At 37.7% G+C, this 9,739-nt stretch carries 6 protein-coding genes; 5 read left to right on the plus strand and 1 reads right to left on the minus strand.

Annotated features, from left to right (window positions below):
• Window positions 1–100 precede the first annotated feature (100 nt).
• The 4 genes from ACO6HM_RS04305 (at window position 101) to ACO6HM_RS04320 (ending at window position 6,269) form a co-directional block, all read left to right on the plus strand.
• On the plus strand, window positions 101–4,813 hold the full coding sequence (locus ACO6HM_RS04305) for an endo-beta-N-acetylglucosaminidase (RefSeq protein ID WP_485389932.1): 4,713 nt from the start codon (window positions 101–103) through the stop codon (window positions 4,811–4,813).
• Between the two features lie 53 nt (window positions 4,814–4,866).
• A complete protein-coding gene (locus tag ACO6HM_RS04310; RefSeq protein ID WP_485389933.1) occupies window positions 4,867–4,980 on the plus strand; it encodes an LPXTG cell wall anchor domain-containing protein in 114 nt (37 codons plus the stop codon).
• A 194-nt stretch (window positions 4,981–5,174) separates the two neighbouring features.
• Complete coding sequence (locus ACO6HM_RS04315) at window positions 5,175–5,513, plus strand: helix-turn-helix domain-containing protein (RefSeq protein ID WP_485389934.1); 339 nt, start codon at window positions 5,175–5,177, stop codon at window positions 5,511–5,513.
• Entirely contained in the window at window positions 5,514–6,269 is a 756-nt protein-coding gene (locus tag ACO6HM_RS04320; RefSeq protein WP_485389935.1) for an ImmA/IrrE family metallo-endopeptidase, read from the plus strand.
• A 441-nt stretch (window positions 6,270–6,710) separates the two neighbouring features.
• Here the strand turns inward: ACO6HM_RS04320 and ACO6HM_RS04325 are convergent, their stop codons facing one another.
• A complete protein-coding gene (locus tag ACO6HM_RS04325; RefSeq protein ID WP_485389936.1) occupies window positions 6,711–7,007 on the minus strand; it encodes a hypothetical protein in 297 nt (98 codons plus the stop codon).
• 186 nt (window positions 7,008–7,193) lie between these two features.
• Between ACO6HM_RS04325 and ACO6HM_RS04330 the strand changes: the two genes are divergently transcribed.
• Window positions 7,194–9,020: a helix-turn-helix domain-containing protein gene (locus ACO6HM_RS04330; RefSeq protein WP_485389937.1), complete on the plus strand. Its 1,827-nt coding sequence runs from the start codon at window positions 7,194–7,196 to the stop codon at window positions 9,018–9,020.
• The last annotated feature ends 719 nt before the right edge of the window (window positions 9,021–9,739 follow it).

Below are 9,739 nucleotides of genomic sequence, written 5' to 3' on the forward strand. Positions count from 1 at the left end.
ATTATAATAATTCCAAATATTATTGCAATATTTTGCACAATGCAGTATATTTAAGTGTGAGGTATTTTATTAATCAACATATTCAACAAAAGGAGGCATTATGAGGAAACTAAAGAAGATACAAATTGCAAAGATTTGTATCATGAGTATGGCGGTATCCGCTTTTGCGGGTGTATCGATGGGGGATGTGGCTTACGCTGACACCTGGCCGGATATTGGCGAGGCGAAAATCAAGTCAGCTCAACCACATTTTAGCGGTTATACCGTTAGAAATATCGAAACCTGGGATAAGGAGACGGATCCTTACTCAGACCTTATGAGGGCGAGAGTTCCACTGCAGAAGAGGAATGAGGCTTTTAGTGCAACACAGGCCAATCCGGGGCTTAATGACAAGACAGAGGTCATGCTTATGCAGGGTGACTATGGCAACTCATTTTTTAACAGTACCATAGCGAATAATTCCTATGGCAATGTGGCTTTTAATTTCTGGCAGTACACTGATTATTTCTGCCCTTGGCATGGTGCCGCTACCATAGGCGTACCTGATGTTCTCTACAACCCTGTAACCAGCGACTGGAGGGCAAGAGGCTTTGAGTTTGGTATAGTCAACATCCCAAATCAGGCATATATCAATGCGGCGCATAAAAACGGAGTAAAGGCTGTAGCCTGCGTATACTTCGATCCGCATTTCCGCCCGGGACAGACAATCAATGAGATGTTTGTAAGAGATACAGACGGGAAATTTAAGGTGGCAAAGAAGCTTGTTGCACTTGCAGAAGAGTATGGAATAGATGGATATTTCCTTAACAACGAAGAGAGATCAGATGAACGCTTCAAAGAGTTTATGGCATATCTCTCAGAGCAGGGCCTATATACCCAGTTTTATAACACGGACTCAAGCTTTGGGGCGGCCAAGTCACAGTGGCTTAAAAATGATGAGTATAAAAAGATACATGACTCCGTATTTGTAAATTACGGCTGGAGAGGAGTAAACAGCTTTGTAGAACACGCAAAGGAGATAGGAGTAGATCCATACAAGGCGGTATTCCTCGGTATAGAGGCTAATCAGGGAAGATTTGTAGCGAACAACAACCTTGTTAAGAACTCCTATACATCTGAAACAGACAAGAATCCGCTCTGCAGTATAGCCCTCTTTACACCTAGTGATATGTATCAGAGAGGAATAGACGGACTTGAGGAGAGGCTTGGCTTAAAGAACTCTCTACCTGTACACCAGAGGCCTGAATATCAGTGGATGGTAGCCGAGAGAGAGCGTATGTATTTCTCAGGAGTTACCTGTGATCCTAAGGATACAGGCAGCCACAAGGGCTACAAGAGAGAAGATGTAGATGTAAATGATGCCTCTTATTGGCCTGGAGTAGCAGACTTTAAGGCTGAGAGCTCAGTAGTAAGAGGAAATAAATTCTACACCGAATTCAATATCGGTAAGGGTATGCAGTACTTTGTCGATGGCAAGGCTGTAAACGATGAGGCTTGGACCAACCTTAATGACCAGGACATCCTACCTAGCTGGCAGTGGTGGTTTGAATCAGAGGGAAGCAAGCTAAAGGCTGACTTTGATTTTGGTGAAAAAGAAGTAAGAAATGACACAAGCGGTCATAAGAGAGAGTTACCTTTTACCCAGATTTGCGCTTACAATGGCGGAAGCTCTCTTGTTGTATACGGACCTCTTGCAGCAAAGAATACTCTAAGGCTGTACAAGACTGCTCTTGATGTAACAGATACAACCAAGGCAAGACTTGTATACAGAAAGACCTCCTCTGATGAGGCAAAGATGAAGCTTGGTCTTATATTTGAGGATGAGCCTGCTAAAATAACTGAAGTTGAAGTAGCAGGAACAGAGGCAAAGAGCGATGAGTATAAGAGTGCTGAGGTAGACCTTGCTGCATACAAGGGCAGAAAGATAGCTGCTATCTGCCTTGTATTTGAGGGAACTTCAGAGAACTATCAGATGAATATAGGCAGAATTTCGGTTTCTGATACCGATGATAATATTTCTGCACCGGAAAACTTCAAGATAGATCGCATATATGATGATAAACAGATGGTATTTTCATGGAAAATAGACAGCTATGACAATGTAGATAAATACCGTGTTTATGCTGAAAGCGAAGGAAAGAAGCATTTCCTTGGCGGAATATATGACGAGAAGCTTTATGTAAAGGATTATTTCTTTGACAAGGGCAAGACAATTACATTCAGCCTTGTCAAAGTAGGAAAAGACGGTAAAGAAAGTGCGGCTGCCACAAAGACTGTAGATTTCTCAAAGCTTCCTACAGATGTCAAAGTATCTGAAATCACTCCTGATGTGCAGATAAACGGCAATGAAGTAAGGCTTCCTGCTGAGGCTTTAGAAGCGGAGAAGATATCATTTAGTTTCAAGAAGGGTAATGATGAGGCCGGTAAGTATGAGGCTGTTGTAAACCCTATCAAAGAGTACACAGATGATAAGACAGCTGTAGAATACAAAGCAGAAACTGAAGCTGAGAATGGAGTTGTATCTGTTCCGGGAGTAACAGACGGATACGCTTATGACCTTACTATCAGACCACTAAACAGTGAATATGGTATAAGCTACAGGGGAAGGCTTCATGATGGCTTTGCTAAGCCTATGACTGAGGATGATGTGCTTTGGGCAGGGGCAAACAAGGTTTCACTCCGCTCCCCTCTTACAAGAGACTGGTATGAAGTAACCATCAGCTTTAAGAAGGACGGAGAGGAAGTGGCTAAAGAAATTGGCACATATAAGAGAGGTGTCACTCCTAACTACCACAGCCCTCTCACACTTCCTGCAAACAAGGGTGAGATAAGCCTTATCTTAAAGGACTACAGGGGCAATACAAACGAGGTCAAGATAAAGTATGATGAGGCATATAAGGAAGAGCTTATAAAGCTTAAAGCTGAATATTCTAAGATTGCTTACAACAGAGCTAATTCAAGGATATTGTATGACAATGAAAACCTTGAAGAAATTCTTGATGAACTTAAGGAGAAGCTCGCCCAGAGCGAACTTGTTATCAATACATTAAGGAGAAATGAAGAGAAGGTAACAAGCCTTGTAAAGGAATTAAAGGACATCTATGCGAAGCTTCATAAGAACGAGAAAGTCGTAAATTATAACTTTAAGCTGATAATGGATGAATATGCATATATCAACTTCGTGCTTAAGGATGAGAAAGGAACTGTATTAGCACCTTCTTCGAAAGAAAACCAGACATATAGCTACACTCTTGAAAAGGGAAAGAAGTATGACTATGAGATAAGCAATTCATCATCTTGGGGCAGTCAGATTATACCTAAGAAGGGAAGCGCCTATGTAAATGAAGAGGGTACGACAGAGATAAGGATTGACTTGGCGGCACTTGGACTTAGGGTTGTTCCTAAAGCAGGTAATACCGTAAAAAGACTTGCGAAGCTTAATAAGGCTGATTATGAAGTAAAAGTGAAATATTCATACTGGGGAAACGAAACAACAATATCTCTTGCAGACGAGAGATTTAGTGTTGAAGAACCTGATACATCAGCAATTGGCGAAAAGGAAGTAAAGGTAAGCGGTCTTACCAAGGAAGCTACATTTAAGATAATGGTTATCCCTAACGATGAAGACCCTAAGGAAATTGGTGAGCTATGGGATGAAATCTCATCTGCAAGAGGACTTAAAGAAAAGTCTGAATACAGATATGCAACCGAAGATAAGAAGGAAGCCTTTGATAAGGCACTTGAGGCAGCAGAAGCAGTCTTAACAGAAAAGGAAATAGATATTGAGGAGGCTAAAGCAAAGCTTAAGCAGTTAAAAGAGGCAGTAAATGCACTTGACGGACTTCTTAATGTGCCATTGTTAGCCGAACCTTCTGCCAACAAATCAACTTATAGACCTTTTAAGATTGGAAACATCGTTGATGGAAAAGAAGATACTTTTGCTTGGTTTTCATCCGCACAGCAGGTGGGAAGCTGGATAAAGCTTACTTACACTAAGCCTGTAAAGGTAAAGAAAGTAACGATAGTTTATCCTGAGGATGTGGAAGACGATTTCATAGGTAAAGCTGATATTGAAGTAAAAGACGGAGAAAGCTGGACAAAGATAGGCGAGATTGAAGGAACTGACAAGACTGTTGTAGAAGTCGAGACCGGTAAAGAGCCTGTAACCACAGAGGTACAGATTAAGATAACTAAGGAAAGAAGCAACTGGTACAAGCTTGCAGAGTTTGTGGTTGAATATGAAGAGGCAAAGGCTCCAGAACCAAAGCCTGAGCCAAAGCCGGAACCAAAGCCTGCAGTGCCTGATACTTCTAATTCAGGTATTCCTGTTATACCTGTAGCTCCTGTTATACCTAAGGAGCCGGTAGAAGAGATAAAGTATGAGGTTGGACCTTCTATTGTAACAGAAGTCACAGAAGCTGAGATACCTAAGGGAAGTGCCACAGATAAGCAGATTCTCACACTTCCTTCTGCAAAGAAGATAATAGGTGGAGGTACTCTTAAAGGACTTGCCAAGTCTCAGTATAAGAGCGTGGTTCTTCCACAGAATAAGACAAAGATAAGTGCGGTAATTACCTCTAAGGCTTTTTCTGAGCTTGTATTAAAGAAGGTAAGCTCATTTGAAATCAGAGGTAAGGATTTTACTGTATTCTTAAATGCTAAGAACATCAAGGCTATTAATAAGCTTGTAAAGACTAAGGCTACATTTAAGGCGGCAAAGCTTAAAAACGGCAAAATCAAACTTGAAGTCTTGGTAAATGGCAAGAAACTTAGTGCTAAACAGCTTGCAAAACTTAAAATCAAGGTGAAATAGCCTGTAAACAAAAGGAAACATTAACCTGATGGCTTAGAATTTATACGCGGGATGTGCATATTAGGGTTGAAAAGCTTCCTAAAACAGGCGGTACAAGCAGCGAATATCTTGAAGTATTAGGCCTTGGACTTATAGGATTAGGCTATGCATTTAAGAAAAGAAGATAGTATATAAATACTTAAGACAGTAACAACCCCCTCGCAGGTAGCGAGGGGGTTTGGTTATGGGGAAAAGTAAAATCCATACTAATGTGGACTTTACTTTTTCAAATAACGTGTCATAAAATTATAATATACAACTATTTACTTTATGACAAAAATCTGATATTATAAGTCTACACAAGGTATAGGAGGAAATGGATATGATGAACTTGGTAGAAATTGGAAAAAGAATTAAAGCTCTTAGAGATGAAACAAAACTTACTCAAAGTAAAGTTGCTGAGTATTTATCATTAGACCAAAGCATGATTGCAAAAATCGAAAAGGGGGAAAGAAATATCACAGCAGATGTGATTGAGAAATTATCTGTGTTATTTTGCTGTACTGTAGACTATATTTTATATGGGAAAAATCCGGAACAAAGATGTAGGGTTTCTTTTAGAAGTAATAATTTAACCGCGGAAGACCTCAAATCTTTGGCAATAATCAATAAGATTGTACTGAACCAATTTGAAATGGACTCTATGTTGGAGGTGCTATAAATGATTGATAAAATGGATTTGAACAATAAGGCATCGAATCTTAGAAAAAAACTAGGAGAAGATAGTGAGTCACCTATTGATATTTTTAAATTGGTTCAAAAGATAGATAATCTCACACTTGTTTTTCATTCGCTTGGCAATAATATTAGTGGAGTTTGTTATAAGGGTAAGGCTTCAAATGTAATAGTTATCAATTCAGATATGTCATTAGGGAGGCAGAGATTCTCTTTAGCACATGAGCTTTATCATTTATATTTTGATGATGCGACAACAAACTCTATAACTTCTATTTTGATAGGAGGTGGTGATGAAAATGAGAAGAAGGCTGACCAGTTCGCGTCATATTTTCTAATTCCACCATCATCACTGTATGCTATGATTCAAGATATTATGAAAAAAGGAAATAAAATACAGCTTACTTTGGAAGATATAATAAAAATAGGACAGTATTATGGTGTAAGTCATAAAGCTATGTTATATAGACTATTGAATGAGGGTTATCTAAGGGATACACAAATCAAAGATATGGAAACAGGAGTTATCGAGAAGGCCGCTAAGCTCGGCTATGATACTGCTTTATATCGTAATTCAGACATTAATAAGAGTACAACCTTTGGACACTACATATCGGCAGCAGAGAACCTTCTAGAGGAAGACAGAATATCACAAGGCAAATATGAAGAATTGTTGTTGGATGCATTTAGAAATGATATAGTTTTTGGAATTGACGGGGAGGGGGATGTGTCTATTGACTAACTCTATATTTTTTGACACAGACTGTATTTGTGCATTTCTATGGGTTGAAAATGAAAGTGTTTTAGAAAAAAACTAATTACCGAGGAGGAGGGCAATGCTATTTGGGCGGAAATGCTGAAAAAGAGAAGGAAAATTGGTGCAAGCTCTTTTTCTGAATTTTTGAACAGTAAAACCAAAGAGTGTAAAGCTAACTGACATCAACAGGAAATTTGAAATTACTTGTAAAAAAGTTGAGGGATAACTATTTTAAGCTTCTAAAGAAACAGCCACCATGGAAAGTAAGGTAATTTCATAATGCATAACCTCCATAAATTTGATGATGCAATAATACTATGGATAGACTTAGTTCATCATATCAAAATTTGACATTAATAAACTGTATATTAAAAATGATACGCCAGGATTCGGGAGAGATAAGGCTTGACAATAAGTCCACTGCTTTTAGCGTTTATTCTGCTTTATCCTACGAATTCTTTTCACACCTCTTTTGATTGCAAGCGTAACAGCAATGCAGATAGGAAAGAAGGGGGTAAAAGGGCCTGCCCAAAAAGCAAGACAGACTGTAGCCATTGTTAAGCTCCAAGGATAGCGGAAGATGGCATATATAAGGTATCCACCCCAAACAGGGGAATAAATGACGAGTACAACAGCGAAAAACAGTACAAGAGTTTTCAGGTCTTTTAATTCCTTCCATATAGAGAGGAAAAATTTTTTAAATCTTTCTATTATAGTTTTCATTAGCCTCCTATCAGGTAAAATTATTATTTAGATTGAGTGATATTGTAAGCTAAAATCAGACCTTATGTCAAGATAATTCTGAGCATATAATAGGATAACAATAGTGGCTAAACGCTTGAAATTACAGTAACAAGATGATATCCTTAATACATAAAAATCATAGATTTAAATGTATGTGAGGTTATAATGAAAGAACTTACAATCGGAGATATAATAAAATACCAGATAAATAAAAAATGTATTTTACCTGAAAAGCTGACTGAGGGGTTATGCACTACTACCTCACTTAAACGGCTTATAAATGGAGACACCAAGCAGAGTTTCTTCTTAGTGGAGAGGATACTTCAGAGACTTGGAATATCAGTAAACAAGGTTACACTTTTGCACAATGAAAGTGACGACACCCTGTTTATTATGAGGGAAATGATATGCAAACTGCTAGTAGAAAAGGCTTATGCTAAGGCCGAATATATTCTTAGTGAATATGAGGCAGCAGCTGACTTAAGCAGCCCGCTCCATATGCAATATGTGCTTGAAACAAGGGGAGTTATACTGTCTGAGGGCTATGGAAAGCACGAAGAAGCCTTGGAACTTTATCACAAGGCATTTAAGGCAGTGCTTGATAGATTTGAGATGGATAAGCTAAGTGATTTCTTGCTTGGAGAAGAGGAGATGATTCTCCTGATGCTTATGCTAAGAGAAGAAATGAAAGTTAAGAATAAAAATATAAGCATATATGCAAGAGGACTATTAGACTATGTAGAGAAACAATACGATGATGAAGAAGTAAGGACGAATATATATAGCAAACTTGCCTGGCTGCTAGGTGAAAGTGCGATAAAGAATAATCAGTACGAAGAAGCCTTAGAGCTTACTCTAGGTGGAATCGATGCATTGACGGATAATGGCTTGCTGCTGCATCTGCCACAGTTATTAGACAGACTGCTATTCCTTGCCAAGGACAGGGCTAAGAATGTATATAGTTCTTGGAAGAAAAAGCGGGATGCACTAAAGGAGCTGTATGCAGAGTATAATGAACCTTGGGAGACAGAGGATATAAGGCTGTGGGAAAGCTACAGACAGAACAGTGTTTACCTTATCTCAGAGCTGTTAAGGGATGAAAGAGACTTGGCAGGGTATTCTCAAGAGGAGCTTGCAGAAGCCATAGGAATAGATGTAAAGACCATATCCAGGATAGAAAATGGCAAGTCAACCCCTAAAAAAGGTACATTTGCATCTATAAAAGAGCATTTTGACCTTGAAAGTGATAGCCTTCAGACAAGGCTTGCTGTGGATAGCCCATTTTTGCTTGAAATGGAAAGAGACATATCTAGACTTACTTCAAAGCATCAATACAAAGAGGCAGAAATATTATTTAAGTCGTTAAAGAAACAGCTATCTAAGGAAAGTAAGGTGAACAGGCAGTACATGGCATTTATGGAAGCCTTATTTGATAATATGCTAAAAAGAAAGCCTGTGGAAGAAGTGCTGGCTGATTTGGAAAATGCATTTCTAATAACAAGAAAAGATAAGCACCTTGAGAACCTGGGAAGATTCGTAACTACTGACTTAGAGGCTAAGATAATAAATATGATGGCTGTATGTTATAAACAGACTGGGCATATAAACAAGAGTCTTGATTTACTTGAAAATCTAAAAAAAGGATATGAGAGAAGCAAGGTAACAGATAGAAATCATAGAAGACCAATAGGGTTATTATATACCAATCTATGTACTTATTATGAGGAAATGAACAGGTTTGATGACGCTATTAGCTTAGCCGATAAAGCTATAAAGTATTATATCAAATGTAACAGAGGAGATAAGCTGGGATATTTGGTTGAAGAAAAGACATACACCAATGACAGAATGACTGGGGATAACACAACTAATAAAGAAAAGTATAGACAAAGTTATAGAATAATGGAGTTAATGAAGGCTGGAGAAAAAGAAAAAGCCCCGTTAAGAGAGGCTTATAAAGAATGGTATGGTGAAACTATAGACAAAGATTAGTACTCGTCTATAGGAATTGGAGCATTGGGTATAGCAAAAGGAGATATATATTCTTTTGTATTAGTCGAAGAGATACTAGGTTTTAGGTGGGGACAGACAGTATTGCAGACTAAAACTGTCAAAACTAATGTTAATGCAACTTTTCTACACTTTTTTCTCATAATGAAAAACCTCCATAAATTTGATGATACAATCTTATTATGGATATAGAACAACCACCATACTAAAACCTGATATTTTTAAAACAGGTTTTGGTATGGTGATATTTTGATATTAAGATATAATGTGGATATATCAACAAACCCCAAGGTATAGAATATATCCCTTTGAGGAAGAGAACTTGCTTTAGTATTATCGATAAACAAGAGACTTATAATAAGTTTATCAATAATATATTACCTTTAACTCAAGTTTATAATTGGATTAAATATATAAATTTATTATAGGAGATGTTAAAAATATGAGAAATTGCATAGATTATAAATTATCAATCTTCAACAGATATCTAAATAAAAATGGAGACCTTTGTATCTATATGTTACTTATGATCGAACCTTCTTCTCATGTGGATGTTTTGGTGGTAGCGGAAAAACAACTAAAAACTAACATCCTGACTATAGCGGTCATATAACTCATTATATGGCCGCTATATGACTTTTTGAAAGGAAAAGTATATGAAGTTAAAAACGAAAAATTATTATTTGGCAATTATATTATTA

The organism is Catonella sp. (genome assembly GCF_057250765.1).

Excerpts from the sequence above, each read along its gene's own strand:
- ACO6HM_RS04315 (WP_485389934.1), top strand. The coding sequence starts at position 5,175 with ATGATGAACTTGGTAGAAATTGGAAAAAGAATTAAAGCTCTTAGAGAT.
- ACO6HM_RS04325 (WP_485389936.1), bottom strand. The coding sequence starts at position 7,007 with ATGAAAACTATAATAGAAAGATTTAAAAAATTTTTCCTCTCTATATGG.
- ACO6HM_RS04320 (WP_485389935.1), top strand. The coding sequence starts at position 5,514 with ATGATTGATAAAATGGATTTGAACAATAAGGCATCGAATCTTAGAAAA.
- ACO6HM_RS04330 (WP_485389937.1), top strand. The coding sequence starts at position 7,194 with ATGAAAGAACTTACAATCGGAGATATAATAAAATACCAGATAAATAAA.
- ACO6HM_RS04305 (WP_485389932.1), top strand. The coding sequence starts at position 101 with ATGAGGAAACTAAAGAAGATACAAATTGCAAAGATTTGTATCATGAGT.